22 protein-coding genes are annotated in these 24,727 nt (G+C 60.3%); 14 read left to right on the top strand and 8 right to left on the bottom strand.

Translation table 11 applies throughout. The features are described from left to right. Positions 1–2: 2 nt before the first annotated feature. A complete protein-coding gene (gene hslV, locus FVE67_RS06320) occupies positions 3–530 on the top strand; it encodes an ATP-dependent protease subunit HslV (RefSeq protein ID WP_168720347.1) in 528 nt (175 codons plus the stop codon). Next, positions 527–1,846, top strand: coding sequence for an ATP-dependent protease ATPase subunit HslU (gene hslU / locus FVE67_RS06315; RefSeq protein WP_168719784.1), 1,320 nt, complete (start codon positions 527–529; stop codon positions 1,844–1,846). The genes hslV and hslU overlap by 4 nt, the downstream gene beginning before the upstream one ends. Here the strand turns inward: hslU and FVE67_RS06310 are convergent. From FVE67_RS06310 to FVE67_RS06295, 4 genes are read right to left on the bottom strand one after another with little or no spacing between them, the layout of a single operon-like run. Further along, complete coding sequence (locus FVE67_RS06310) at positions 1,841–2,602, bottom strand: MBL fold metallo-hydrolase (protein ID WP_168719783.1); 762 nt, start codon at positions 2,600–2,602, stop codon at positions 1,841–1,843. The genes hslU and FVE67_RS06310 overlap by 6 nt on opposite strands. A 30-nt stretch (positions 2,603–2,632) precedes the next feature. Then, a complete protein-coding gene (locus FVE67_RS06305) occupies positions 2,633–3,427 on the bottom strand; it encodes an ABC transporter substrate-binding protein (protein WP_168719782.1) in 795 nt (264 codons plus the stop codon). 1 nt (position 3,428) lies between these two features. Then, a complete protein-coding gene (locus FVE67_RS06300) occupies positions 3,429–4,181 on the bottom strand; it encodes an ABC transporter ATP-binding protein (RefSeq protein ID WP_168719781.1) in 753 nt (250 codons plus the stop codon). Then, entirely contained in the window at positions 4,168–5,169 is a 1,002-nt protein-coding gene (locus FVE67_RS06295) for a FecCD family ABC transporter permease (RefSeq protein ID WP_168719780.1), read from the bottom strand. The genes FVE67_RS06300 and FVE67_RS06295 overlap by 14 nt, the downstream gene beginning before the upstream one ends. Between FVE67_RS06295 and FVE67_RS06290 the strand changes: the two genes are divergently transcribed. The 10 genes from FVE67_RS06290 to malQ all read left to right on the top strand — a co-directional run bounded on the left by FVE67_RS06290 (position 5,168) and on the right by malQ (position 19,272). Continuing rightward, positions 5,168–6,019 (top strand): precorrin-8X methylmutase, encoded by an 852-nt coding sequence (locus FVE67_RS06290; protein ID WP_168719779.1) that lies wholly within the window; start codon positions 5,168–5,170, stop codon positions 6,017–6,019. The two genes, FVE67_RS06295 and FVE67_RS06290, sit on opposite strands and share 2 nt — an antisense overlap. Beyond that, positions 6,000–7,091: a cobalt-precorrin-5B (C(1))-methyltransferase CbiD gene (gene cbiD / locus FVE67_RS06285; RefSeq protein ID WP_168719778.1), complete on the top strand. Its 1,092-nt coding sequence runs from the start codon at positions 6,000–6,002 to the stop codon at positions 7,089–7,091. Before FVE67_RS06290 ends, cbiD begins: the two co-directional genes overlap by 20 nt. After that, positions 7,081–8,313, top strand: a complete 1,233-nt coding sequence (gene cbiT, locus FVE67_RS06280; RefSeq protein ID WP_168719777.1) for a precorrin-6Y C5,15-methyltransferase (decarboxylating) subunit CbiT — start codon at positions 7,081–7,083, stop codon at positions 8,311–8,313. The genes cbiD and cbiT overlap by 11 nt, the downstream gene beginning before the upstream one ends. Further along, positions 8,297–9,046: a precorrin-4 C(11)-methyltransferase gene (cobM, locus tag FVE67_RS06275; protein WP_168719776.1), complete on the top strand. Its 750-nt coding sequence runs from the start codon at positions 8,297–8,299 to the stop codon at positions 9,044–9,046. Before cbiT ends, cobM begins: the two co-directional genes overlap by 17 nt. After that, entirely contained in the window at positions 9,033–10,760 is a 1,728-nt protein-coding gene (gene cobJ, locus FVE67_RS06270; RefSeq protein WP_168719775.1) for a precorrin-3B C(17)-methyltransferase, read from the top strand. The genes cobM and cobJ overlap by 14 nt, the downstream gene beginning before the upstream one ends. Before the next feature lie 68 nt (positions 10,761–10,828). Next, positions 10,829–12,961 (top strand): alpha-glucan family phosphorylase, encoded by a 2,133-nt coding sequence (gene glgP, locus FVE67_RS06265; protein WP_168719774.1) that lies wholly within the window; start codon positions 10,829–10,831, stop codon positions 12,959–12,961. A gap of 12 nt (positions 12,962–12,973) precedes the next feature. Then, positions 12,974–14,434 (top strand): glycoside hydrolase family 57 protein, encoded by a 1,461-nt coding sequence (locus FVE67_RS06260; RefSeq protein WP_168719773.1) that lies wholly within the window; start codon positions 12,974–12,976, stop codon positions 14,432–14,434. A gap of 53 nt (positions 14,435–14,487) precedes the next feature. Next, positions 14,488–15,897: a glycogen synthase gene (locus FVE67_RS06255; protein WP_168719772.1), complete on the top strand. Its 1,410-nt coding sequence runs from the start codon at positions 14,488–14,490 to the stop codon at positions 15,895–15,897. Beyond that, positions 15,894–17,810, top strand: coding sequence for a 1,4-alpha-glucan branching protein GlgB (glgB, locus tag FVE67_RS06250; protein ID WP_168719771.1), 1,917 nt, complete (start codon positions 15,894–15,896; stop codon positions 17,808–17,810). Before FVE67_RS06255 ends, glgB begins: the two co-directional genes overlap by 4 nt. After that, the gene (gene malQ / locus FVE67_RS06245) at positions 17,800–19,272 is read left to right on the top strand and encodes a 4-alpha-glucanotransferase (RefSeq protein WP_168719770.1); all 1,473 of its coding nucleotides are present in this window, start codon (positions 17,800–17,802) and stop codon (positions 19,270–19,272) included. Before glgB ends, malQ begins: the two co-directional genes overlap by 11 nt. Here malQ and FVE67_RS06240 read toward each other — a convergent pair. The 4 genes from FVE67_RS06240 to katG all read right to left on the bottom strand — a co-directional run bounded on the left by FVE67_RS06240 (position 19,269) and on the right by katG (position 22,413). Then, the gene (locus tag FVE67_RS06240) at positions 19,269–19,550 is read right to left on the bottom strand and encodes an isoamylase early set domain-containing protein (protein ID WP_168719769.1); all 282 of its coding nucleotides are present in this window, start codon (positions 19,548–19,550) and stop codon (positions 19,269–19,271) included. The two genes, malQ and FVE67_RS06240, sit on opposite strands and share 4 nt — an antisense overlap. An 86-nt stretch (positions 19,551–19,636) precedes the next feature. Then, a complete protein-coding gene (locus tag FVE67_RS06235; RefSeq protein ID WP_168719768.1) occupies positions 19,637–19,927 on the bottom strand; it encodes a carboxymuconolactone decarboxylase family protein in 291 nt (96 codons plus the stop codon). 18 nt (positions 19,928–19,945) lie between these two features. Further along, complete coding sequence (locus tag FVE67_RS06230; RefSeq protein ID WP_168719767.1) at positions 19,946–20,194, bottom strand: carboxymuconolactone decarboxylase family protein; 249 nt, start codon at positions 20,192–20,194, stop codon at positions 19,946–19,948. Positions 20,195–20,250: 56 nt separating this feature from the next. Further along, positions 20,251–22,413, bottom strand: coding sequence for a catalase/peroxidase HPI (gene katG / locus FVE67_RS06225; RefSeq protein ID WP_168719766.1), 2,163 nt, complete (start codon positions 22,411–22,413; stop codon positions 20,251–20,253). A 152-nt stretch (positions 22,414–22,565) separates the two neighbouring features. Here katG and FVE67_RS06220 point away from each other — a divergent pair, with 152 nt between their 5' ends. Next, positions 22,566–23,264, top strand: a complete 699-nt coding sequence (locus FVE67_RS06220) for a glycerophosphodiester phosphodiesterase (protein WP_168719765.1) — start codon at positions 22,566–22,568, stop codon at positions 23,262–23,264. 97 nt (positions 23,265–23,361) lie between these two features. Then, the gene (locus FVE67_RS06215; protein WP_168719764.1) at positions 23,362–24,726 is read left to right on the top strand and encodes a TrpB-like pyridoxal phosphate-dependent enzyme; all 1,365 of its coding nucleotides are present in this window, start codon (positions 23,362–23,364) and stop codon (positions 24,724–24,726) included. The last annotated feature ends 1 nt before the right edge of the window (position 24,727 follow it).

The raw sequence follows: 24,727 nt of genomic DNA, 5'->3' as shown, positions 1-24,727 counted from the left end.
TCATGCTGAAAGGCACCACCGTGGTGGCGGTTCGCAGAAACGGGCGCACGGTGCTGGCCGCCGATGGACAGGTCACCCTGGGAGAGACCATCATTAAACACGGGGCCCGCAAGGTACGCCGCCTTTATAAGGGCCAGGTGCTGGTGGGCTTTGCCGGCTCTACCGCCGATGCCCTCACCCTCTTTGAACGCCTGGAGAAAAAACTCGAACTCTATAGCGGGCACCTGGTAAGGGCCGCGGTGGAGTTGGCCAAGGACTGGCGCACCGACAAGCTTCTGCGGCGCCTGGAGGCCCTTCTTATCGCCTGCGACCGGGAAAAAATCCTGCTCATCTCCGGGGCTGGAGACGTGATCGAGCCCGACGAGGAGGTGCTGGCCATCGGCTCCGGGGGCCCCATGGCCCTGGCCGCCGCCAAGGCCCTTCTCAAACATACCGATCTTTCGGCCCGCCAGATCGCCGAAGAGGCCCTGCGTCTGGCCGGAGAACTCTGCATCTACACCAACCAGGAGATCACCGTCGAGGAACTATGAAACCCCTTACCCCTAGAGAAATCGTCGCCGAATTGGACAAATTTATTGTAGGCCAGACCGAGGCCAAAAAGGCCGTGGCCATCGCCCTGCGCAACCGCTGGCGCCGGCAACAGGTCCCTCCTCCCCTGCGGGACGAAATCTACCCCAAAAACATCATCATGATCGGGCCCACCGGGGTGGGCAAGACGGAAATCGCCCGGCGCCTGGCCCGACTCTCCGGCTCCCCCTTTCTCAAGGTGGAGGCCACCAAGTTCACCGAGGTGGGCTATGTGGGCCGGGATGTGGAGTCCATGATCCGGGACCTCACCCACATTGCGGTCCAGATGGTCAAGGCCGAGGAGCAGGAAAGGGTCAAGGAGCGGGCCCGACGCCTGGCCGAGGACCGTCTCCTGGATCTTCTGGTCCCTCCGGTCCCCCATCGCCCGGAAGGAGACTCCGAGACCCGGGAAAAGTTTCGGCAGATGCTTCGGGACGGAAGGCTCGATGAGCGCTACGTGGAGATCGATATCGAAGAGCGCCTCCCGAGCCCCATGGTGGAGGTCTTTGCGGCCTCGGGGCTGGAAGAAATTGAGCAGCAACTCCGGGAGATGATGAGCTCTCTCTTCCCCCGGCGGCCTAAAAGGCGGCGCCTGAAGGTCCGCGAGGCCCTGGAATTTCTTACCAAGCAGGAGGCGGAAAAACTCATCGACATGGAAAAGGTCACCCGAGAGGCCATTCAGCGCACGGAAACCAGCGGCATCATCTTTATTGACGAAATCGACAAAATTGCCAGCCGGGGAGAAGGGCACGGCCCGGATGTCTCCAGAGAGGGCGTCCAGCGGGATCTTCTCCCCATCGTGGAGGGGACCACGGTCAACACCCGCTACGGAATGGTGCGCACCGACCATATCCTTTTCATCGCCAGCGGGGCCTTCCATATCGCCAAGCCCTCGGACCTCATCCCCGAACTTCAAGGCCGTTTTCCCATTCGGGTGGAGCTCAAACCCCTCACCCAGGAAGATTTCGTGCGCATCCTCACCGAACCGGAAAACGCCCTGGTCAAGCAATATCAGGCCCTGCTGGCCACGGAGGGGGTGGAGCTGGAATTCACCGAAGACGGTCTCCGGGAAATCGCCCGCATCGCCTACGAGGTCAACGAACGCACCGAAAACATCGGGGCCCGGCGCCTTTACACGGTGATGGAAAAGCTCCTGGAGGAGGTCTCCTTCTCCGCCCCGGACATCGCCCCCACCCGAGTGGTCATCAACGGAGAGTATGTACGGGAGAAGCTGGCCGAAATCGCCGGAGACCTCGACCTTTCGCGCTTCATCCTATAGCTCAAGGACCATCCCATCCCAGGCAGCCACCACCGGGACCCCGGTTTCTTTGGTCAGCCTTTGGGCCACCTGTTTGGGGTTGGCCCGAATCATGGTCATCCCGAAGTGGGTAAGAACGGCTCTTTCCGGCTTGAGGTGCTCCAGGATCTCCCGCACATGGGCCACGCAGAGGTGCTGGACCTCCGGGGAAGGATGGGGCTTGTAGCGCACCACATTGAGGACCAGGACCTGGCAGCCCCGGTAACTTTCGAGAAGTTTCGGGAAATAAAGGGTGTCCACCATGAAGCCCACCCGCTTGCCCCCGAGCTCGAAGATCACCCCGTAGGTCTCGGCAGGGTGGTGGTGACGCACGGAGGTGCAGAAAGAAAGGTTTCCCAGGCGATAATCGGTCTGGGGGGTAAGGATCTGGATCTCCTCCAGATAAGGCCTGAGGTAGGGCAGAAGAACCGCGTTTTCCCCGTAAAGGGCCTCCCGGGGGAGAAAGACCCGGCCCCGACGTTTGAGCCCTCCTTCAGTAAGGGCGTCCACCAGGATGTTGAGATCTGCGGCGTGGTCTAGGTGCCCGTGGGTGACCACTATCCCGTGAAGCTTTTCCACCCGCAGGCCCTCTTTGGCCATATAGACCAGGGTCCCCGGGCCCGGATCCAGGACCAGACGCGTCCCCTCGCTTTCCAGATAAACTCCCCCTGAGGCCCGCAACTGCCGGGCTACCACATAGCGGGCCCCGGCGGTCCCCAGAAACTTGATGAGGGCCATGGCTTAAAGATAAGCCTTGGGAAGAAGGACTCAACGCCCGGCCCGCACTTTGAGAAAGAGCCCGTTGAGCTCCAGCACCGCGGAAAAGACCTCAAGCCCCGGACGGGCGTAGCGCAATTCCTCCACTTGGACGAGACGGCTCCGCAGACCCCGGAAATAGGGACGCTTTTCCGGAGGGAGGGGATGGGGATTCATGGGGCCTACCTGATAGAGATAAACCTCCGGGGCCAGGGCCAGGACCTTTTCCGGGGAAAGAAGGACGTGTTTGCGCGGGGCCTGGATGAGGTTCACCCCTCCAGCCAGGCGGATAACGTCGTTCACGATACTTTTCGCCCCGGCCACCTTGAGGGGCTCGGCCGAGACCTCGTAGATCACCCGCACCGGAGGGGAGACCGGTTTTAAGGCCCGGAGCTTTCCGGAAAGCTCCTGCACCAGGGCCTGGGCCCTCTTCTCCCGCCCGAGCCTTTGGCCCAGCTCCAGCACCTTCACCAGGATCTCCCGCACCGTCCGGGGGTCGTAGCGGAAGACCGGAAGCCCCAGATGGCGCGCGGCCTCCTCGGGAAAGGCCTTTTTCGAGCCCACGATCACCAGGTCCGGCTTGAGGGCCCGCACCAACTCCAGATTGGGCCGCAGGTGAGAGCCCACCTTCGTGGCCCGGGTATAGATCTTCTCGTGCCGGGTGACTCCCACCACTTCCTCCGGCGACACCCCCAAGGCGTAAAGGACGGAACTTGCCGCCGGATAGAGGACCACCACCCGGGCCGCCTGAAGGGGAGAGGCCCAAAAGACCCAAAGCGCAAAAAGGATCCCCAGGCCTTTTTTCATCTCAGACCTCCGTAAGGACCCGGATTTGGCCAGAATCTTCCCAAAATCTTATGGGCACCTCGAAGACCTCTTCCAGGATCTCCGCCCGAAGATCCTCCCGGGCAAGTACCCGGCCCCGGCCCCCTTTGAAGAGAATAAACCTTTCAAAGTGACGCACCGCAAGGTCCACCTCGTGGAGCACCGCCAGGATCCCCGCCCCCCGGGCGGTCTCCTCCCGCAGGCGCTTCAAGACCAGGGCCTGATGCCGGAAATCCATTCCGCTTAGGGGTTCGTCGAGGAGAAGCACCCGGGCCCCGCGATTGAGGGCCCGGGCCAGCCACACCCTCTGGCGCTCCCCTCCGGAGAGCTCGGAAAAGATCCGCCCGGAAAGGGCCTCCAGATCCAAGGCCCGCAATATTTCCTCCGTGGCCTGAAGGTCGACCCGGCGGTAGTCGCCCCCAGAAAGGTGCGGATAGCGTCCGGTGAGGACTATGTAAAAGACCTCAAAGGGAAGCCCTACCCGCCCTCCCTGAGGAAGATAGCTCAACCACCGGTAGCGCTCGGCCTCGGAAAGGCCCCCGAAGGACCTTCCCAGGAGGAGATAACGGCCTTCAAAGGGAAGAAGACCGGCCAGGGCCGCAAGGAAGGTGGATTTTCCGGACCCGTTAGGCCCGAGCACCGCCACCCTTTCTCCCTCCCGGAGGACAAAACCCGGAAGGAAAACCTCAAAGCCCTTCCTTTGCACCCGGAATTCGGAAAGTTCAAGCAAGTTCATAGAGTTCGCGCCTCCGGCGCACCAGAAGATGGAGGAAAAAGATCCCTCCCAGGGTGGAGGTGAAGACCCCCACCGGAATTTCCTGACCCCCGGAAAGGAGGGTGCGGGAAAGGAGATCCGCCAGGGCCATAAAGGACGCCCCGAAAAGAAGACTGAGGGGGGCCAGTTCCCGGGCCCGGTAAAAGCCCGCCAGCCGCAACAAATGGGGAACGATGAGGCCCACAAAGCCGATAATCCCCGAAAAGGCCACACTCACCGCGCAAAGAAGCGCCCCCCAGAAGAGAAACTCCCGCCGAAGCCGGTAGACCGGCACCCCGGTTGAAAGGGCGCTTTCTTCGTCGAAGGCCAGAAGATCCAAGGCCGGAGCCCGGGAAAGCCCTCGCAGAAGGGCTAGGGCCAGGACCAGGACCAGCCATCCCAACTTCCCCCAGGAGGCGTTCTGAAAGCCCCCCATGAGCCAGAAGACCATGGTTCCCAGAGACTCCTCGGCCAGGTACTTGAGGAGGCTTATGGCCGCAGAGGAAAAGGTGCTCACCACGATCCCGGAAAGGAGCATGGTTACCGGAAGGATACGTCCGCCCACCGAGGCCACCCGCAGGACCAACAAAAGTCCGCAAAGAGCCCCTCCCAAAGCCCCGGGAAGGAGCATCCCCGCCGGGCCCCAAAGGAGGGCGAGGACCGCCCCCAGGGCCGAAGAGGCCGCGGCCCCGGTGGTGAAGGCGTCGGCCAGGGGATTCTGCATCACATACTGAAAGTAAAGTCCGGAAAGGGAAAGGGCCGCCCCCACTAGAGCCGCCAGGACCACCCGCGGAAGCCTCACCCGAAAGAGGATTTCCCGGGAGAGCTCATCCAGGGGAAACCTCAAAGATACCGCCCCGAAGGCCACCGAAAGGAGAAGGACCCCTAGGAGGGCCAGGGCCAGCCCGGCCAAGGTCCAACGGAAGCGCCGCTTGTAGGGGCCCGCGCCCCGGATTACACTTTCGCCCATGGGAACGGTCTTTATTGCCGTAGTGGAAAGGAATATACGCGGGCTTCCCCCGGAGTTAAAGGGGCGCTTTGAGGTGGTCTCTCCCGAGGATCTTTCCGCCCGTCTGGAAGAGCTTTCCCGGAGGGGAGTGCGCAGGGTACATTTGGCCTTCCTCGGCCCCCGACCAGTCTCCCTAAAAATCCCTCCCGGGATGGAGATACGGGACGGACGCGAGGCCCTTTCCGATCTCGAAGCCTTTCCCGAGCCTGCAGAAATTGAGGCCCAAAGCTTTGAGATCCTCCGTGGACTCTGTGATCTTTCTCGCTTTCCCCAGGCCCTCCACCCTCTGGTCCTCCGTCTGGTGCATGCTGCAGGAGAGCTGGCCCTGGCCGAAAGTCTCCTAATCCATCCGGACTTCCTGCCCACCGCCCGGAGGCTCCTTAAGGAAGGAAGGGCCATTCTTACAGATGTAGAAATGGTCCGGGCGGGGATAAGCCGCCGGCTCTGTGAGGCCCTGGGGGTAAAGGTCTATAGCGCCCTTTCCGAGGCCGAAAGCCCGCCTTCGGGCTTTACCCGCACCGCCTGGGGCCTCAGGCGGGCCCTGGAAAAATATCCCGAAATCAGTCTTCTGGCCCTGGGCAACGCCCCCACGGCCCTCCTTGAGGCCTTGAAGATCCTTCGGGAGTCTCCCCGGGAGGTGGCGGTGATCGGTTTTCCGGTGGGTTTTGTGCGGGCGGCAGAGGCCAAGCTCCTTCTGGCCGAAAGTCCTCTCCCCCATCTTACCAATCTGGGAGGCTTCGGGGGCTCAGCCCTGGCCGCAGCCGCGGTCAACGCCCTCTTACACATGCTCCATGAAGAAAAGGCGTCTTAGGGAGGGTTTCACCACCGGAGCCTGTGCGGCGGCCGCCGCCAAGGCCGCGGCTCTGGCCTTGAAAGGAGAAACCCCCCGGGAGGTAGAGATCCCCTTTCCTGACGGGAGGCGCCGCCGGCTTCCGGTGGCCTGGGCCAGAAAAACCGGCCCCCACACCGCCGAGGCCGCAGTGATCAAAGACGCCGGGGATGACCCCGACGTGACCCACGGGGCGGAGATCCGGGTCTGTCTGCGGCCCGGGAGGACTAAAGGCCTCCTTTTCAAAGCCGGCCCCGGCGTAGGACGGGTAACCAAACCCGGGCTCCCGGTGCCTCCGGGAGAGCCGGCCATAAATCCCGGGCCCCGGCGCATGATCCAGGAGGCCCTGGCCGAGGTCTTTCCTCCTGAGGGGCTCGAGGTAGAGATCTCGGTCCCCGGAGGGGAAACCCTGGCGCAGAAGACCTTAAACCCTCGGCTAGGGATTATCGGGGGCCTTTCCATCCTGGGGACCACCGGCCTGGTGAAACCCCTTTCGGCCGAAGCCTGGCTGGCCACCATCGAGAGCTGCCTTTCCGTGGCCCGGGCGGTGGGACTCTCTCAAGTGGTCCTCTCCTTCGGGCGAACCTCGGAGATGGCCCACCAAAAGACCTACGGGTTCCCGGAAGAGGCTTACATCCTCATGGGGGACTATCTGGAATTCACCCTGAAAAAGACCCGGGAGGCCGGTTTTCAAAAGGCGGTCCTCTGTGGCCAGTGGGCCAAACTCCTCAAGTGCGCCCTCTGTGTGGAAAAGCCTCCCCGGGTTCCTGAGCCCTACGGCTTTACCACCCATGTCCGCCACGGAGTAATCCGGGGCCGGGAAGCCCTGGAGTTTTTGCGAAAGCTGGGTCTGGCCCCGCCCTTTCCGGAAAAGCCCTTCAACACTGCCCGCGAGGTCTTTCTTTTTCTGGAGACCCTGCCCCGCAAGACCCAGGAAGGAATCTTCCGGGCGGTCCTTTCCCGGGCCAAGGCCCTGGCCCAGACCCTGGCCCCCGGCCTTAACCTTTCGGTGGTCCTGGTAAACTATCGGCGGGAGGTGGTCTTTGAATTTTAAGATTGTGGTCGTAGGTTTTTCCGGAGAATTTCTCCCTTCCGGACTTGCGGCCCTTAAAAGACTCCACCGGGTCTTGGTCTCCCACGAACTTTTGGAGGCCGTACACCTTGCAGCCCCGGAGCTTTCCGAGCTCCTTTCGCCTTACCGGAGGTTTTCCGAGGCCCTGGAGGCCCTGGAGGAGGCCCGCAAGGAGGACCGTCCCCTGGGCCTGGTGGCCAGCGGGGACCCCCTCTTTTTTGGGGCCGGAAGAGTCCTGGTGAGGCGTTTTGGAAAAGAGAGGGTGGCCCTTTATCCCGCCCCCAGCTTCGCCCAGAAGGCCCTGGCCCGCCTAGGCTACCCCTTGGAAGACTATTTTTTTGTAAGCCTTCACGGCGGGAAGCGGGCCTTTGGTCTGGAGGACCTTCCCGGGCTTCTCCGGCTTTACGGAAAGGTGGGAGTTTTTACCGATCCGGATCTTGGCCCCCGAGAGATGGCCCGCTTTCTGGTGGAAAAGGAGTCTGCCGAGGGCGTAACCCTCATCGTGGCCCAGAGGGTTGGACTTCCCGGGGAGGCCTTCTGGCAGGGATCTCCCGAGGAAGCGCTCCGGAAAGACTTTGCCTATCCCCATCTGGTCTTCTTACACTATGAAGGCCCGGGGAGAGAGAGGGGGTTAGGACTTTCCACCGCGGAAATTTCCCATCCCCGAGGACTCATTACCAAGGAGGAAGTGCGGGCAGTGGTCCTTCACGCCTTAAGACTTCCGGAAAGGGGAGTCCTCTGGGACATAGGGGCCGGGGCCGGAGGGGTGAGTGTGGAGGCGGCCCGGGCCTTTCCCCTCCTCCGGGTCTTTTCCGTAGAGCGTTCGCCCGAGGCCTTGGACCATCTCCGGAAAAACCGACGGCGCCTGGGTCTTTTTAACCTGGAGGTGGTGGCCGGAGAGGCCCCGGAGGCCTTAGAAGGACTTCCCACCCCGGACCGGGTCTTCATCGGGGGCTCCGGAGGTCGCCTGGAAGAGATCCTGGATCTGGCCTTGGAAAGATCCCGGGGGCCGGTGGTCCTCACCCTAGTCCTTCTCTCCCACCTCCACCGGGTGCTGGCCCTGGCCCGGCGAAGGGCCTTCTCTCCAAAGCTTTCCCAGATCTCCGTCTGTCGGGCCCGTCCCCTGGGACCGGATCTGGCCCTCTTTCCGGAAACCCCGGTCTTTGTGGTAAGCTTGGAGCCCGAAGATGGTGGAAAAGGGTAAAGTCTATTTCATCGGAGCCGGGCCCGGGGATCCGGATCTCCTTACGGTAAAGGCCCAGAGAGTGCTCTCTCAGGCCCAGACTGTGGTCTACGCCGGAAGCCTCCTCCGGCAGGAGGTCCTTTCCCTGGCCCCGGAGGGGGCCCTCCTTTGGGACTCCCACGGAAGGACCCTGGAGGAGATCGTGGAGGTCCTGGCCGAAGGGGCAAGGAAAGGCCAAATCGTGGCCCGGCTCCATAGCGGGGACACCGCCTTCTACAGCGCCCTCAACGAAGAGGCGGCGGCCCTTCGGTCCCGAGGCCTCCCTTACGAGGTCATCCCCGGGGTGAGTTCGGCCTCCCTGGGGGCGGCCCGGATGGGGATCGAGCTCACCGCCCCGGAGGTGGCCCAGACGGTAATCTTCACCCGCCTCGGGGGACGCACTCCCGGACCCCGTCTCGAAGACCTTAAAGAGTGGGCCCGACCCGAGGTCACCCTGGTCCTTTTTTTGAGTGTGCACCGGGCGGAGGAGATCCAGAGGGCCCTCTTAGAAAAACTACCCCCGGAGACCCCGGTGGTGGTGGCCGAAAAGTTGGGCTTTCCCGAAGAACGCCTTCTTTGGGGAAAGCTCGCCGAGCTTTCGCAGATGGTCTCGGAGGCGGGGATCCGGCGGACGGCCCTCATCTATGTAGGCCAAGCCCTGGAGGCCGCCTCCACACCCCAAAAGACGCGCTCCCGACTCTATGCCCGTTCCTGAAAAGATCTATCTCCTGGCCTTTACCGAACGGGGGCGGCGGCTGGCCGCAAGGCTTTCGGATTTTTTCCCCAAGGCCCAAATCCTTTCTCCGGAGGCTCGAGATCTCTCCCCTTATTGGCACTCCGGGGCGGCCCTCATCTTTGTCGGGGCCTGCGGAATAGCCCTGCGCCGCATTGCCCCTTACATAAAGGATAAAAAGACCGATCCCGCGGTCCTGGTAATGGATGAGACCGGGCGCTTCGTCATCCCCCTTCTTTCCGGACACCTCGGCGGGGCCAACGCCCTCTGCCAGGAGATAGGAACCCTCCTGGGGGCCGAAGTGGTCCTCACCACGGCCTCGGATCTTTCGGGCCTTCCTGCCCCAGACCTCTGGGCCGAAGAACACCGTCTCCTCCTCCTTCCCGAGGAGAGGCTTCCCCGTTTTACCCGAGAGTATCTCGAAAGGGGGCATTTGTTCGTCTTTCGGGACTGGCCGGCTCCCCTCCCTCCGGAATGGAAAGAGGTGGAGGCGCCGGAGGCCGCCCATCTCCTGGTGAGTTACCGCCGCTTTACCCTTCGGGAAGATCAGCTTCAGGCCCTGCCCCGGGCCCTCTTTCTGGGGGTGGGCTTCAACCAGGGAACCCCGGCCCGGGAATTTGAAGAGGCCTTCCAGAGCCTTTTTGAGGAGATGGGGCTTCGTCCCGAGGCCGTGCGGGCCGTAGCCACCTTAGAAAGGAAACTTTCCGAGGAAGGCCTTCGGCAGTGGGTCTCGGGAAAGGACTGGGAGGTGCGGGGCTTTGCCGCCGAGGCCTTAAACGAGGAGGTAAAGCGCCGGAGGCTTTCGGCCTCCGCCGCAGGCCAGCACACCGGGGCCCTGGCCGTGGCCGAGCCTGCGGCCTTACTCTCTGCAGGCCCTGGGGGAAAACTCCTGGTCCCCAAAGTAAAACGGGGAAACGTGACCCTGGCTGTGGCCCTGGCCCCTCCGCCCAAAGGAAGGCTTTCGGTAGTAGGAATCGGCCCCGGAGGGCTGGAGGAGATGACCCCTGCAGCCCGAAAGGTCCTGCGAGAGGCCGAGTGGGTGGTAGGCTACGGTCGCTATGTAGAGCAGGTATCCTCCCTCCTTCGGGACAAGAGGGTCTTTGTGAGCGGCATGACCCGGGAGGTGGAACGGGTGGAGCGGGCCCTGGAGTGGGCCCGGGAAGGGCGAAAAGTGGCCCTGGTCTCCGGGGGAGATCCGGGGATCTACGGACTGGCCGGCCTGGTCTTTGAACTGGCCCGGGAAAGGGGGGTCCTTTCTTCCATAGAAATAGAGGTGGTGGCCGGGCTTTCGGCCTTAAACGCCTGTGCCGCCCGGCTGGGAGCCCCGCTTATGCACGACTTTGCGGTCATAAGTCTTTCCGACCGTCTCACCCCCTGGGAGCTTATCGAAAAGCGCCTTTCCGCCGCGGCGGAGGCCGACCTGGTGATCGTGCTTTTCAACCCCCGAAGCCGCCTCCGGACCCACCACCTCCTGCGGGCCCGGGAGATCCTCCTGCGCCATCGTCCTCCGGAGACCCCGGTGGGCCTGGTTCGGGCCGCCGGAAGACCGGAGGAAGCCGTTCTCCTTACCACCCTGGGAGACCTTCCGGCAGAGGCGGTGGATATGCAGACCACGGTCTTCGTGGGAAACAGCGAGACCCTGCGCCTGGAACGCTGGCTGGTCACTCCTCGAGGCTACCGCGGCCGAAGGTTTTGAGGAGGCTTTCCCTGGAGAGGGATCCGGGGTAGTCTAAAGTAATATCCAAATTTTGAAGGAGGCCTCCCTTGCCTTTAGAACACTGGGACCAGCTCAAGGAGCTGGTCTTTAACCTCTGGTGGAGCTGGAACCCGGAGGGGAAAAAGCTCTTCCGGATGATCGACCCCATCCTCTGGGAGGAATTCCGGGAAAACCCGGTCAAGCTCCTCGAATGCACCGAATGCGTCAATAAGGTCCTCCAAAAGCCAGAATTCCTGAATCAGCTGGGCTACGTTTACCAGCTCTACCGGAGCTATCTGGAGACCCCGGGGCCTTACTGCTCCAAGTGCCGGCGGCCCATCGCCTTCTTTTCCCCGGAGTACGGACTTCACCACAGCCTCTACATCTACGCCGGGGGGCTGGGGCTTCTAGCCGGAGACATCCTTAAGGAGGCCAGCGACCTCGACTTCCCTTTGGTGGGGATCGGTTTCATGTATCCCCAGGGCTACGTGCGCCAGCGCATCCGTCCTGACGGCTGGCAGGAAGACGTCCTCAATCACATCCACAAAGAAGAAATGCCGGTGCGCAAGGTCTTTGACGAAAACGGTCAGTGGCTCAAGATTTATGGTTATTGCTATGACGAAAAAGTTTACGCCGGAGTCTGGGAGGTCTCGGTAGGGCGGATCAAACTCTATCTCCTGGACACCGACGTGGAGGAGAACGCCCCCTGGAACCGGGAAATTTCCTACCAGCTTTATACCCCTAATCAAGAGACCCGCCTCAAGCAGCAGATTGTCTTAGGCTTTTGCGGTATGGGCCTTCTTCACCGGTTGGGGATCGAAATTTCCGGAGTACACATCAATGAGGACTATGCGGCCCTGGCTCTGGTGGCTCGCCTGCTTTATTTCCACAAACAGGGGCTTTCTTTCGAAGAGGCCCGGGAGATGGTGCGGGAGACCTCGCTTTTTACCACCCACACCCCCATCCGGGCGGCCATCAACACCTATCCCTTCGCCCTTATTGAAAAACAGTTTGCCTTCCTCTGGGAAAGATACGAACTTGACCGGGAAAAATTCCTGGACCTGGGGACCAATCCCCAGAACCCTTCCGAGGGCTTCAACTCCACCATCCTGGCCCTGCGCCTGGCCCGTTACGCAAACGCCGTAAGCCGCCGCCACGGAGAAGTCTCCCGCAAGATGTGGCATTTTCTCTGGCCGGAGCGCTCCGAAGAGGAGGTCCCCATCGATTACGTAACCAACGGAGTGCATCTTCCCACCTGGATCGACGACGACCTGCGGGTGCTCCTGAGCGATTACCTGGGGGCCCGGTGGCTTGAAGTCCACGAAAGCGAGGCCCTCTGGCAACTGGTAGATCTTATTCCCGACGAAATCCTCTGGAAGGTCCATCGGGACAACAAGGTGGAACTCCTCCATCTCATCAAAGAGCGCCTACGCAAGCGCTGGGCGGAAAAGAGTTTTGATCCCTCCCTGGTCATCGCCCAGGGGGCCTTTCTGGACCCGGACTTTCTTACCCTGGGCTTTGCCCGGCGCATGACCGGCTACAAGCGGGCCACCCTCATCTTCCACAACCTCGAGCGCTTAAAGCGGATCCTCCTTAATCCCGAAAGGCCGGTCCAGATCATCTTTGCCGGCAAGGCCCATCCCCAGGATCAACCCGGAAAGCAGATGATCCAAAAGATCGTCCTCCTGGCCAAGGACCCGGAGCTCGCGGGCCGCATTGCCTTCATTGAAGACTATGACCAGGAATTGGCCTATTACATGGTCAAGGGGGTGGATGTCTGGCTGAACAATCCGCTTCCTCCTCTTGAGGCCTGCGGCACCAGTGGAATGAAGGCGGCCATCAACGGAGTCCTCCATCTTTCCATCCTCGACGGTTGGTGGGTGGAGGGCTACAACGGAAAAAACGGCTGGGCCTTCGGGGAAGAGCCGGTAGAGGGAGACCGTGATCCCCAGGACGCCGAGGCCCTCTACCGCATCCTGGAAGAAGAAGTGGTCCCCCTTTACTATCAGTGGGACGAGACGGGGATTCCCCGGGCCTGGGTGCAGAAGATGAAAGAGGCCATGAAGAGCATCGTGCCCCGCTTCTGTGCCCGACGCATGTTCAAGGAATACGTAGCCCGGTTTTACCAAAAGATCGACCAGGCCTACGAGGAATTCCTGGCCTCCTCGAAAAAGGCCTCCCCAGAAGAAAAAACCGCTTAGGAGCGTACCCCTTTGGGAAAAAAACTCTATCTCGTCTTCTGGTGGCACATGCACCAGCCCCCTTACGAGGACCCGGAGACCGGGCTCTATGTCCTTCCCTGGACCTTTCTTCACGCCCTGAAGGACTACTACGAGATGCCCTGGCACCTTTCCCGCTTCCCCACCCTTAAGGCCAACTTCAACCTGGTCCCTGTGCTTCTGGATCAGCTCGAGGCCTATGCGCAGGGAAGGGCCCGGGACCCCTTGCTGGAGATCCTGGAAAAGCCCCGACTCTCGGAGACGGAAAAGGACCTTCTGCATACCCTAATCGCCCTTCTTCCGGAGCCCCTAAAGCGCCGGGAGCCCCTCCTCCTTGAGCCGGAACGGAGCCTGGAAGAAAGACGCGAGGCCTATCTCCGGGTGTGGTGCGGAGAGGCCTTCCGGGAAAGACATTCCGAGGCCCTTCAGGAGGGAGGAGCGGCCCTCCTGGAGGCCGCCCGTAGGTTCCTGGCCGAAATCCCGGGCTACTATCGCAGGCTTTGGGAGGAGGGCCGCCTAGGACTCTCCCTTACCCCCTACTACCATCCCCTCCTTCCCCTTCTCCTTGACCCCTCCTCCGCCCGGGAAAACGATCCGGAAGTCCCCCTTCCCGCCCTGGAGCCTTTTCCGGAAACGGCTGAAATGCAAGTCCACCGGGCCCTGGCCCGTTTCGGAGAAATCTTCGGTCAGGTCCCCCGAGCCGTCTGGCCGGCCGAAGGGGCCGTAAGCCGGGCGGCGGTAGAGCTTCTTTCCCGGTCCGGGGCCCGGATCCTGGCCACCGACGAAAGCCTCCTCTGGGCGGCCCTGGGGGGCAAAGACCCTCCCCGCCTTTACCGGCGCTTCCGCTTCGGGGAGACGGTGATCCTCTTCCGGGATCAGTTTCTGAGCGACCGCATCGGCTTCGCCTATCAGCACTGGGCCCCGGAGGCCGCGGTGGAGGAGTTCCTGGGCCGCCTGCGAGAGATTTACGAGACCGTGGAAAACCCGGTAGTGACCGTGCTCCTTGACGGAGAAAACTGCTGGGAATACTACCCGGAAAACGGTTTTCCCTTCCGGGAACTCCTTTACCGGAGGCTTTCCGAGACCCCCTGGATCGAGACTCTGACCCTGGAAGAGGTCCTTTCCCGGGAAGAGCTTCCGGAAGAGGACCTCCCCCGCCTCAAGGCCGGAAGCTGGATCTTCGGGAACTTCCGTAAGTGGTTGGGGCATCCGGCCAAGAACCGGGCCTGGGAACTTCTGGGCCAGGCCGGAGTCCTCCTGCGACAAGAGGGTTTCCCGGAAAAGGCCCGAGAATACTTCCTTCGGGCCGAAGGCAGTGATTGGTTCTGGTGGTACGGAGAGGGGCTCACCACCCCCCTCCTCGACCGCTTTGACCATCTCTTTCGGGCCAACCTCCGGAGGGTCTATCGGGAACTCGGCCGAAAAGGGCCCTCCTCCCTCGATCGTCCCTGGTGAAGGCCCCTCCTCTAGGTTAAAATTTTCGGAAAGTTCTCACCAAAGGAACGAACATGCAGGTGCTTTTCCTCGCTAGCGAGATCTTCCCCTATGCCAAGACCGGGGGGCTGGCCGATGTGGCCTATTCTCTGCCTCGGGCCCTAGAGAACTTAGGGGTAAAGGTCCTGCGGGCCATGCCCCTTTACCAAAAAGTCCCCTGGGAGGGGCTGGTCCCTCTAGAAAAAACCCTCCAGGTCCGCCTGAACGGACGCCCCTACACCTTCCGCCTCTTTCGTAAGGACAACCATTTCTTTTTCGAACAACCCGAGCTTTACGATCGCCCTTATATTTACGGCCCGCCGGGTGGAAGCTATCCCGACAATGACCTCCGCTTCGGAGGCTTTTGCTGGGCCGTGGCCGAGGCCCTGGGGGCGGGACTTCTTTCCGCAGACCTCATCCACGCCAACGACTGGCAGACCGCCCTCTATCCGGTGCTCCACCGGGAGATCTACCGCTTCCCCCAGCCCGTCCTTTTCACCATCCACAATCTGGCCTTCCAGGGGATGTTCGAAAAGGAAAGCCTGGTGCGGCTGGAACTCCCTTGGTCCCTCTACCACATGGAGGCGCTGGAATTCTGGGGAAAGATCAACCTCATGAAAGGGGCCATCGTCTTTTCCGACGCCGTAACTACGGTAAGCCGCACCTACGCCCAGGAGATCCTCACCTACGAGTACGCTTACGGGCTGGAAGGAGTGCTTTTCAAACACCGTCACAAGCTCCACGGGATCCTAAACGGGATCGACTACCAGCTCTGGAATCCGGAGACCGACCCCCATATTTACCAGAACTACAGCCTCCGCGACCCTTCGGGAAAGGAAGCCAACAAACAGGCCATGCTCGAGGAGCTGGGAGTGGCGGCCTTTTTTGCGGAAAAGCCCCTTTTCTGTTTCATCAATCGTCTTTCCCACCAGAAGGGCGTAGAGGTCCTCCTTTCCGCCCTTCCGGATCTGGGGCGGGTGAACGCCTTTTTCATCTTTCTCGGAGAGGGAGAATACGGCCCTCAATTTTACGGTCTTGAGCGGCGCTACCCCAACATGTTCGCCCAAATCGTCTTTGACGAGGCCTGGTCCCGCAAAGTTTACGCCGCAGCGGATTACATCCTGGTGCCCTCGGTCTTTGAACCCTGTGGGATCACCCAGCTCATCGCCATGCGTTACGGCACCCTGGTGGTGGCTCGCCGCACCGGGGGGCTGGCCGACACCCTGGTGGATGTCTCCTACCCCGGAGGCTACGGCTTCCTTTTTCCGGATCCCACCCGGGAAGACCTCCTCTGCGGAGTCAAACGGGCTGCCGAACTCTATAATACCCATCCCCGGCACTTCCAGAAGCTCCGTCAAAGGGTCATGCGGCTTGATTTCTCCTGGGAACGCTCGGCCAAGGCCTATCTCCGCCTCTACCGGTCCCTTTTGAAAGGGAAAAGATGAACGTACGTTACGATTATACCCGTTTCAGCGAGCTTGATGTTTATCTCTTTCGGGAGGGCACCCACACCCGGCTTTACGAAAAGTTCGGGGCCCATCTCCTGGAGCTTGAGGGCACCTCCGGGGTCTACTTCGCGGTCTGGGCCCCCAACGCCCAGTATGTGTCGGTTATCGGAGACTTCAACGGCTGGGACCGCGGGGCTCACCCCTTAAGGGCCCGGGAAGATGGCTCCGGCATCTGGGAAGGTTTCGTCCCCGGAGTCCTCCAGGGCAGTCTCTACAAGTACTATCTTCACACGAAAAACGGCTATCACTTCGAAAAGGCCGACCCCTTCGCCTTCTTTTTCGAGACGCCTCCGGGCACGGCCTCCCGCGTCTGGGACCTCTCTTACGCTTGGGGAGACCGAAAGTGGCTTGATCAGCGCCGAAACCGTAATGCCCTTGAGGCCCCTTGGCTCATCTACGAGGTGCACCTGGGCTCCTGGCGCCGGGTTCCGGAGGAAGAAAACCGCTTTCTCACCTACCGGGAGCTGGCCCCCCTCCTGGCCGAATATTTAAGGGAGATGGGCTTTACGCATGTGGAGTTCCTCCCGGTGATGGAGCACCCTTTTTACGGTTCCTGGGGCTATCAGTGTCTGGGCTACTTTGCCCCCACCAGCCGCTACGGCACCCCCCGGGACTTCATGTATCTGGTGGACTATCTCCATCAGGCAGGCTTCGGAGTCATTCTGGACTGGGTACCTTCCCACTTCCCTACCGACGGTCACGGCCTGGCCTTTTTCGACGGCACCCACCTTTACGAATACGAAGACTTCCGCAAGCGCTTCCATCCCGACTGGAAAAGTTACATCTTCGACTACGGAAAACCCGAAGTCCGGAGCTTTCTCTTGAGTTCGGCCCACTTTTGGGTCAGGGTCTATCACGCCGACGCCCTGAGGATCGACGCCGTGGCCTCCATGCTCTACCTGGACTACTCTCGGGGCCCAGGCCAATGGGTCCCCAATATTTACGGAGGGCGGGAAAACCTTGAGGCCATCGATTTTCTCCAGCAGTTAAACGCCAGCCTTTACGCGGAGTTTTCGGGCATCCAGACCATCGCCGAGGAGTCCACGGCCTGGCCCATGGTCACCCGCCCCACCTACATGGGAGGGCTGGGTTTCGGGATGAAGTGGAACATGGGCTGGATGAATGACACCCTCTTTTACTTCTCCAAGGACCCCATTTACCGTAAGTATCACCATGACAAGCTCACCTTCAGTCTCTGGTACGCCTTCTCCGAGAACTTCATCTTGCCTCTTTCCCACGACGAAGTGGTTCACGGCAAAGGATCCCTTCTTTCCAAGATGCCGGGAGACCCTTGGCAGAAATTCGCTAATTTGCGGGCCCTTTTGGCCTATATGTGGGCCCATCCCGGCAAAAAGCTCCTTTTTATGGGCGGAGAGTTCGGCCAGTGGCGAGAATGGTCTCACGAGGAAAGTCTGGACTGGCACCTTTTGGAATACCCGGAGCACCGGGGAGTACAACGCTTGGTAAGCGATCTCAACCGTCTGGCCCGCAGCCACCCGGCCCTCCACGAGCTCGATTTCTCCCCGGAGGGTTTCGAATGGATTGATTTTCACGACTGGGAAAAGAGTATCCTCTCCTTTCTACGCTGGGACCGCAAAGGGCAGGAGTTTTTGGTGGTGGTCTGCAATTTTACCCCGGTGCCCCGGGAGAACTATCGTATAGGAGTTCCCCGGTCGGGATTTTACACGGAGATCCTCAATACGGACGCCCAGGAGTACGGAGGTTCAGGCTGGGGGAACTTCGGAGGGGTCACGGCCGAGGCCCATCCCGCCCATGGCCGCCCCTTTTCTCTCAATCTGATCCTTCCTCCCCTTTCCGTCCTTTATTTCCGGGGGCCGGATGAAGGTTAGACGCGCCGGAGTCCTTCTTCCCCTGAGCGCCCTTCCCTCCCCTTACGGGATCGGTGATCTGGGCCCTTTAGCCTTTCGCACCGTGGAACTCCTTTCCCAGAGCGGCTACCGGGTCTGGCAGATCCTGCCCTTAAACCCCACTCATCCCCGCTACGGAAATTCCCCCTATCTTTCGCCCTCGATCTTTGCCGGAAACCCCTTGCTCCTCAGCCCGGAAAAACTGGTCCAGACCGGGCTCCTCCATCCGGAGGAAATTTCGCCCCCGGATTTCCCGGAGGGCCGGGTGGACTATCCGGCGGTAATGGCCTGGAAACGAGAAATCCTTTCCCGGGCCCTAACCCGCTTTCGCCCCGGGCCGGACTTTGAGGCCTTCTGCCGCCGGGAAGCCTTCTGGCTTGAGGATTACGCTCTCTTTGCCGCCCTAAGTGAGGCCCTGGGCCCTTGGCCGGAGTGGGAACCCGAACTCAAATTTCGCGACCCGGCGGCCTTGGAGCAGGCCCGCAAGGATCTTTCTCCAGAGATCCACCACGTCCTCGTCCAACAATATCTCTTTTTCCGCCAATGGAAGGAACTCCAAGAGTTCGCCCACGCCCGGGGGATTTCCCTTTTCGGAGACCTTCCCTTTTATCCCGGTTATGAAAGCTTTGAAGTCTGGCGCTTTCCAGAGGTCTTCAAGCTGGATGAGGAGAGGCGGCCCCTCCGGGTGGCCGGGGTTCCTCCGGACTACTTTAGCGCTACCGGCCAACTCTGGGGCAACCCGGTCTACGACTGGGAAAGGTTGAAAAGAGAGGGCTTTTCCTGGTGGCTGGCCCGGCTGGAGCACAACCTCCGGCTCTTTGATCTCCTGCGCCTGGACCACTTTCGGGCCCTGTCCGCCTGCTGGGAGATCCCTTACGGGGCCACGGAGGCTACCTGTGGGGAATGGGTCCCGGTGCCGGGAGAGGAATTTCTCAAGGCCGTCTTTCGGCGCTTTTGGGATCCCCCCTTTGTGGCCGAAGATCTGGGCTACATCACCCCGGAGGTCCACGCCCTAAGAAAGCGCTTTGGTATTCCGGGGATGAAGGTCCTGCTTTTTGCCTTTTTTGAAGACGACAGCCCCTATCTTCCCCATCACCACGAGTCCCAAAGTGTGGTCTATACCGGCACCCACGACACCAATACCACCCGAGGCTGGTTCGAAAGAGAGCTTTCTGCCGAAGCCCGGAAGCGCCTGGAACTTTATTTGGGAAAGGCCCTCTGCGCCGAAGAGATACCCCGCGACCTCATTCGCCTGGCCCACGCCTCTCCGGCCCGCCTGAGCATCATTCCGGTGCAGGACCTCTTGGGGCTAGGCGAGGAGGCCCGCCTCAACTACCCCTCCCGCCCAGAGGGTAACTGGGAATGGCGTCTGCGCCCCGGAGAACTGGAAGCGGCCCTTTCCCCGGAAGCCCTCTCCCTCCTTCGCCTCACCGGAAGGGCCTAAGTCTGGAGCACGCAGTCTTCACTCCCAAAGGGATTGGGGCAATAGCCGTCGGCCGCCTCGTCATTTAGCCAACACCCGTTTCCGAGAAGATAGCGGAAACGGTAGGTCTTGCCTACAGGAAAGGCCCGGGCAAACCAAAAAGTTCCGTCCTTTTTGCGGCGCATCTTCTGAGGTTTCCAGTTATTCCACTCTCCCACCACAAAGGCTTCCTCACCTTCACTGGCCTTGAGCGTAAAGGTCACCCAGCATCTTCCGCCTTTGCTTTTCTTCTGGAGCATACCCCCCCTCCTTCGGGATTTTTTGGTTATTTTACTCCTAAGGAAAGGACGGCCCAAGCCACCCTATCCGAGATCCCTGGGAGGGTCTAGGATCCGGTGGAGGTAAAACCCTCTACCGGGGCCCCAAGGGCATCGGCCATCCGAGTCATAAAATTAAAAAAAGCCCCCACCGCAATAGCCTCGAATATCTCCTCGTCTTTCAACCCGTGTTCCCGAAGCCCCTGAATGAATTTCTGGTGAATTTTGTAAGGTTCACGGGTAACCCGTTCGGCCAGGCGTAAAAGGAGTTTGGTCTTCTGGTCGAGGAAAGGAGTTCCTTCTATATCTTCCAGGATATTCTGAATTTCCTCCAGAGTATAACCCTGCGCCATGGCCATGGCGCTATGGGCATCCAGTCAGTACTCACAGGCGTTAAGTTTGGAAACATAGGCCGCGATAAGTTCTTTTGTCCCCCTTGGCAAGGCCCCTTCCTTTATCAGGAGGCGGTCCACATATTCCACCAAAGGTTCAAGGAGATCCGGCCTCAAACTCTGGGCGATGAAGACCTTGGGAACCAGACCAAACATCCCCTTGAGCCTTTGATAAACCTTTCTCAGTTGACCTTGGGCGTTTTCCGGTTCCACCACTTCAAGGAAATAAGACATGCCCCCTCCTTCGGGATTTTCCCATATTCTACTCCAAAAGAGGGGGGCTCGATAACCTAGAAGTCCAGGTGCATGACCTTGGACCAGGCAGCCACAAAATCGCGCACAAATTTTTCTCGGGCGTCGTCGGCGGCATAGACCTCGGCCACGGCCCGCAATTCGTCATGGTGACCGAAGATGAGGTCCACCCGGGTGGCCCTCCACCGGGCCTCTCCGGTCTTACGGTCATAGCCCTTGAAGAGGTAGCGGTAGTCGTCCGCGGGCTTCCATTCCACCCCCATGTCCAGGAGGTTTACGAAAAAGTCGTTGGTGAGCACCCCGGGACGCTCGGTAAGCACGCCGTACCCTTGATAGCGATAGGTAGCCCCCAGGGCCCGCAATCCGCCCACCAGGACCACCATCTCCGGCACGGTGAGCCTCAGAAGCTGGGCCCGATCCACCAGGAAATACTCAGGGGTGGTGAAAACACAGCCTTCGTCGATCCGGGAAGGGTCGCGGAAGTAATTGCGGAAGCCCTCGGCGAAAGGTTCTATCTCGCGGTAGAAGGCTACCTCGATCTGGTCCTCCCGGGCGTCCACCCTTCCGGGCTTAAAGGGGACCTTCACCTCGAAACCTGCCTGGCGGGCGGCCTCCTCTACCGCGGCACAGCCCCCCAGGACGATAAGGTCTGCGAAGGAGACCCGGCGCGGGGAGCCCTTCCTTTCCTGCTCCTGGTTAAAGGCCTGCTGAATCTTTTCGTAAGCGGCCAGGACTTCCTTCAGGTCCTCCGGATGGTTGACCTCCCAGCGGTTCAAGGGATAGAAGCGGATCCGGGCCCCGTTGGCCCCGCCCCGCCGATCCGAATGCCGGTAAGTGGAAGCCGAGGCCCAGGCCGTATAGACCATGCGGGCTATCCCCAGACCGGTCTCAAGAAGCCGCCTTTTGAGTTCCTCAAGCTCTGCTTCCTCCGGCGGTTCAAAATCTCGGGGAGGAAGGGGATCCTGCCAGATAAATTCCTCTTGCGGCACATAAGGCCCCAGATAATACCGCTTGGGCCCCATATCCCGGTGAGTAAGCTTATACCAGGCCCGGGCAAAGGCCTTTTCGAACTCTTCGGGGTTTTCCAGAAAGCGCTTGGCGATCTTGCTATAGGCAGGGTCGAATTTTAGAGCCAGGTCTGCGGTGAGCATCCGGGGCTTGTGTTTCTTTTGGGGATCATAAGGGTCGGGGACGATCTCCGGGGCGTCCTTGGCCACCCACTGGTGCTTGCCGTCCGGGCTCTTTTCCAGTTCCCAATCGTGCTTGAAAAGTAGGTGGAGATACTGGATCCCGAATTTAGTAGGAGTGGGGGACCAGATGACCTCAAAGCCGGAAGTATAGGTATCTGGCCCCTTGCCGCTGCGATAGCCGTACTTCCAGCCCAGGCCTTGCTCTTCGATGGGGGAGGAACTGGGATCCGGCCCTAGATACTTTCCCGGTCCGGCGCCGTGACACTTTCCGAAGGCGTGCCCTCCGGCAATGAGGGCTACGGTCTCCTCGTCGTCCATCCCCATACGATAAAAGGCCACCCGGATCTCCTTGGCCGAGCCCACAGGATCGGGATTGCCTCCCGGGCCCTCGGGATTTACGTAAATCAGGCCCATTTCCGTGGCCGCATAGGGCCTTTCGAGCTTTCCTCCTTGCCCCCGGTGACTGGTGAGCATTTCCTCTTCCGGGCCCCAGTCCGGGCTTTCGTCCGGCTCGTAGATATCCTCTCGGCCTAGGGCAAATCCTAAGATCTTGACCCCCATGTCCTCCAGGGCCACCGTTCCGGCCAGAATAATAAGATCCGCCCAGGAAAGTTTCCGGCCGTACTTCTTCTTGATGGGCCAGAGGAGACGGAGGGCCTTGTCCAGTCCAATATTGTCCGGCCAGTTGATCCGGGGAGGAAAGCGGAGGCTGCCCTCCCGGGCCCCTCCCCGGCCATCGTAAATGCGGTAACTTCCGGCGCTATGCCAGGCCAGGCGAATGAAAAGCGGACCGTAGTGCCCAAAATCTGCGGGCCACCAGTCCTGAGAGGTCTTCATTAGGGCCTTGAGGTCCTCCTTTACCGCCTCCACATCCAGTCCCTGGACCTCTTTGGCATAGTCGAAATCCGGGCCATAGGGATTGACCTCGGGGCTGTTCTGTCGCAAGACCTTGAGGTTGAGCCTATTAGGCCACCAGTCCGTAATCCACCTCTTCCGGACCTTCTTTTTCATGACAAACCCTCCTTTAGAATTTTTTTAATTTAAAAGTGATTATAGTATCCGGGGGGGCTTTCTGTCAAGGGGCCGTGGGGCAACCCCGCAAGATCTGCTTGAACCGGGAATCGTTGACATGGAGAAGAAAGTTAGAAATCCTTAAATAGACCATGGTGCTCGAAGCCTTAAAAAGGAAGGCCTTGGTAGGCCACCGAGGGTTTCCCGCAAAGTTTCTCGAAAATACTCTGGAATCCCTGGAAGGGGCCCTTAAGGCCGGTGCGGATATTGTAGAAGTAGACCTCCAGAGGACCAAAGATGGTTTTCTCGTCTTGAGTCACGACCGAAATCTGAAAAGGACCTTCGGGGTAGATCTAGATATAGAGGAAAGCAACTGGGAAGATCTGCACCGGATCCGGAAAGGGTCCTATCGGCTGGCCCGGCTTGAGGAGGCCTTGGAACTGGTAAACGGACGAGCGGGGATGTTCTTGGAGGTCAAAAACCCCCAAACCGCCTCCGAAGTAATCCGGCTGGTAGAAGATAGAGGAGCGCAGGAGTGGACGGCGCTGATTAGCTTCCATCCCGAAGCCTTGGAGCCTGCCCGAGGAAGGCTTATAACCGGGCTGATTTACTTTAAACCCCCGGGCAGGATTCCCGAGGCCAAAAAGCTCGGCTGCCGTCTAGTCCTTCCCAAGTACCCTCTGGCCACCGAAAAAGCGGTAAACTTTGCCCACCGGCTGGGCCTCTATGTAGTAGCCTGGACGGTAAACGAACCTCCAAAAGCCCTGGAACTCTTCCAAAGAGGTGTAGACAGCGTGGCCACAGACAACATCGAACTTTTAAAAAAAGAGCTCTCCCTCCTTTGGCCATAAGCCGTGGCCTGGCTATAAAGGAACTCGTCTAATTTACTGAATTGGCGTCGGCGGCGGGCTCTGGTAAAATCTGAAAAACGCGTAAGGAGGGGGTTATTTGGAAAGAAAAATCCTGCTCCCGGAAGAGGAACTCCCTGAGGCCTGGTTCAACCTTATCCCTCGGCTGCCCGAGCCTCCGGCCCCGCCCCTTGATCCCCGCACCGGAAAGCCCATAAACCCCGAGGACCTGCGGCGCATCTTTCCCCAAGCCCTGATCGAACAGGAAATGAGCCCCAAGCCCTGGATCGAAATCCCGGAGGAGGTCCGAAAGGTCTATCGCCTCTGGCGTCCTACCCCCTTGAGAAGGGCTCTGGCCCTGGAGGAGGAGCTTAAAACCCCAGCCCGCATCTACTACAAGGACGAAAGTGTGAGCCCTCCGGGAAGCCACAAGCCCAACACCGCCGTGGCTCAGGCCTACTACAACAAAGTAGAAGGTATCCGACGCTTAGCCACGGAGACCGGGGCCGGACAGTGGGGAAGCGCCCTTTCCTTCGCCTGCCGGCTCTTTGGCCTCGAATGCACGGTTTATATGGTGCGGGTGAGCTATCAGCAAAAACCCTACCGGCGCACCCTCATGCACCTCTGGGGGGCCGAAGTCTATCCTTCCCCTTCGGAGCGCACCGAGGCCGGCCGGCGCATCCTTTCCCAAAACCCTGAAACCCCGGGGAGCCTAGGGATCGCCATCTCCGAGGCCGTAGAGGATGCCGCCACCCACGAGGACACCAATTACGCCCTGGGAAGCGTCCTCAATCACGTCCTCCTTCACCAGACGGTAATCGGCCTGGAAACCCAGAGGCAACTTTCCTTGGTGGGAGAGAAACCGGATGTGCTTATCGCCTGCGTAGGCGGGGGGAGCAATTTCGGGGGCTTCACCTTTCCCTTTATCGGCGAGATCCTTGAGGGCCGCCTTTCGGCCGAGGTTCTTGCCGTGGAGCCGGCAAGCTGTCCCACTCTTACCAAAGGAGTCTACACCTACGATTACGGAGACACCGCCGGTCTCACCCCTCTTCTTCTCATGCACACCTTGGGACACACCTTCGAGCCCCCGGGGATCCATGCTGGGGGTCTACGTTACCATGGAGACGCCCCCTTGGTCTGCCAACTGGTAAAGGCCGGGGTGGTCAAGCCCCGGGCCTATCCCCAGACGGCCTGTTTCGAGGCCGCGGTGCTCTTTGCGCGTACCGAAGGGATCGTTCCCGCCCCAGAGACCAGCCACGCCATCCGGGCGGCCATTGATGAGGCTTTAAAGGCCCGGGAGACCGGAGAAGAGAAGGTCATCGTCTTCAACTTCAGCGGCCACGGGCACTTCGATCTTTCCGCCTATGACGCCTATCTGGAAGGTCAACTTGAAGACTATGAATACCCCGAAGAGAAGATCCGCGAGGCCCTGGAAAGGCTCCCTAAATTTCCCACTGGAATCTAGG

The sequence above is a fragment of the Thermosulfurimonas marina genome, from assembly GCF_012317585.1.
Lineage (GTDB): Bacteria > Desulfobacterota > Thermodesulfobacteria > Thermodesulfobacteriales > Thermodesulfobacteriaceae > Thermosulfurimonas_A > Thermosulfurimonas_A marina.
The sequence above is the reverse complement of the archived record's forward strand: the minus strand, read 5'-3'. Positions and strand labels throughout refer to the sequence as shown.

Coding starts and splice junctions, on each gene's coding strand:
- hslV (WP_168720347.1), top strand. CDS start 3: ATGCTGAAAGGCACCACCGTGGTGGCGGTTCGCAGAAACGGGCGCACG.
- hslU (WP_168719784.1), top strand. CDS start 527: ATGAAACCCCTTACCCCTAGAGAAATCGTCGCCGAATTGGACAAATTT.
- FVE67_RS06310 (WP_168719783.1), bottom strand. CDS start 2,602: ATGGCCCTCATCAAGTTTCTGGGGACCGCCGGGGCCCGCTATGTGGTA.
- FVE67_RS06305 (WP_168719782.1), bottom strand. CDS start 3,427: ATGAAAAAAGGCCTGGGGATCCTTTTTGCGCTTTGGGTCTTTTGGGCC.
- FVE67_RS06300 (WP_168719781.1), bottom strand. CDS start 4,181: ATGAACTTGCTTGAACTTTCCGAATTCCGGGTGCAAAGGAAGGGCTTT.
- FVE67_RS06290 (WP_168719779.1), top strand. CDS start 5,168: ATGGGAACGGTCTTTATTGCCGTAGTGGAAAGGAATATACGCGGGCTT.
- FVE67_RS06295 (WP_168719780.1), bottom strand. CDS start 5,169: ATGGGCGAAAGTGTAATCCGGGGCGCGGGCCCCTACAAGCGGCGCTTC.
- cbiD (WP_168719778.1), top strand. CDS start 6,000: ATGAAGAAAAGGCGTCTTAGGGAGGGTTTCACCACCGGAGCCTGTGCG.
- cobM (WP_168719776.1), top strand. CDS start 8,297: ATGGTGGAAAAGGGTAAAGTCTATTTCATCGGAGCCGGGCCCGGGGAT.
- cobJ (WP_168719775.1), top strand. CDS start 9,033: ATGCCCGTTCCTGAAAAGATCTATCTCCTGGCCTTTACCGAACGGGGG.
- FVE67_RS06255 (WP_168719772.1), top strand. CDS start 14,488: ATGCAGGTGCTTTTCCTCGCTAGCGAGATCTTCCCCTATGCCAAGACC.
- glgB (WP_168719771.1), top strand. CDS start 15,894: ATGAACGTACGTTACGATTATACCCGTTTCAGCGAGCTTGATGTTTAT.
- malQ (WP_168719770.1), top strand. CDS start 17,800: ATGAAGGTTAGACGCGCCGGAGTCCTTCTTCCCCTGAGCGCCCTTCCC.
- FVE67_RS06240 (WP_168719769.1), bottom strand. CDS start 19,550: ATGCTCCAGAAGAAAAGCAAAGGCGGAAGATGCTGGGTGACCTTTACG.
- FVE67_RS06235 (WP_168719768.1), bottom strand. CDS start 19,927: ATGGCCATGGCGCAGGGTTATACTCTGGAGGAAATTCAGAATATCCTG.
- FVE67_RS06230 (WP_168719767.1), bottom strand. CDS start 20,194: ATGTCTTATTTCCTTGAAGTGGTGGAACCGGAAAACGCCCAAGGTCAA.
- katG (WP_168719766.1), bottom strand. CDS start 22,413: ATGAAAAAGAAGGTCCGGAAGAGGTGGATTACGGACTGGTGGCCTAAT.
- FVE67_RS06220 (WP_168719765.1), top strand. CDS start 22,566: ATGGTGCTCGAAGCCTTAAAAAGGAAGGCCTTGGTAGGCCACCGAGGG.